The 1,188-nt window shown below is 45.1% G+C and carries 2 protein-coding genes; both read right to left on the reverse strand.

What is annotated here, in order from left to right:
- Positions 1-393 (reverse strand): TRAP transporter small permease (locus IT084_RS17570; protein WP_195714179.1); only part of this gene is annotated, 393 nt, incomplete at its 3' end.
- Between the two features lie 93 nt (positions 394-486).
- A partial coding sequence (locus IT084_RS17575; RefSeq protein ID WP_195714180.1) for a TRAP transporter substrate-binding protein occupies positions 487-1,188 on the reverse strand: 702 nt, incomplete at its 5' end.

Below are 1,188 nucleotides of genomic sequence, written 5' to 3' on the forward strand. Positions count from 1 at the left end.
GGGAATCATCATCGCCGGGCTGACTTGTGCCGTTGAATGAACATGCACGGTGGCTAATAAACCCAAGTACGCAAAAATTACGGAACAAACAACTCCGGTTAAATTAATGGCGATAGTAAAGAAGCGCCTCAATGAACCCTTAAATTGTGAAACAATGGCGTCCATGCTGATCATCATGCCCTGGCGGACGCAAACTACCCCACCCAAAAATGTAATCCAAATAAGTGTGTAGTTTGTCAATTCCTCCGCCCATTTTAAAGAAAACCCGAAAATATAGCGCGTAATTACATTGAAACACAACATAACGGTGACAGCCAGAATGGCCACGCCAATAATTGGTTTGATTGCCTTTTCAACTGTCCGGTTAATTTTAGATATTGTAGACAGGAACATAATTACCTCCCAAAATACGCACCAGGTTAGCGATGCTTACTTTTTACCCGGCGAGGTTTGAACATCGCCGGGTAAAAAGTTAATCCCAATAATTTATTTACCGCTTACTTCGGCTATCTTTTGGTCTAATTGCTGCAATAATTGCTTACCCTGGTCGTCAATCAGTTCCATGAGCTTGGCACGGGTGGCATCTTTAACTTTAGCCGCAAACGCTTGTCGGGTTTGCTCGTCCAGCTTGATCACAGTAAGGCCTGCTTTTTCCATTGCGGGAATAAACTCTTCGGTCTCCAATTTCCTTTGCTCTTCACGCAACCACTTGGCCGCTTCCTTAGCTTCTACTTTAATAGCTTCCTGGTATTCCGCCGGCAAAGCATTGAACCAATCCTTGTTAAACGCCACCACGAGCGGCAGATAGGCATGATCCGACAGAGCCATATATTTCTGAACTTCATAGAATTTCATCTCATAAATACTGGCGATGGGATTCTCCTGGCCATCCACAACACCCTGCTGCAACGCGTTGTATAGCTCACCAAAGTTTATTGGTATGGCGCTGGCGCCAAGGGCCTCGAACTGGGCAATCAGCACGGGGTTTTCCATAACGCGGATTTTTTTGCCTTTATATGAATCGGGACCTTCTATTTTAAAATTACCGGTTAGTTGTTTAAAGCCGCTTTCCCACCAGGCCACCCCTACTAAACCATTATCTTCAAGGGTGGTTAACAGCGCGTCTCCGACTTCACTATCGACAACTTTATAACAAACTTCCCTGCTGGGGAAGAGGAATGGCAAATC

The sequence above is a fragment of the Desulfallas sp. Bu1-1 genome (genome assembly GCF_015594625.1).
Lineage (GTDB): Bacteria > Bacillota > Desulfotomaculia > Desulfotomaculales > Desulfallaceae > JADNRQ01.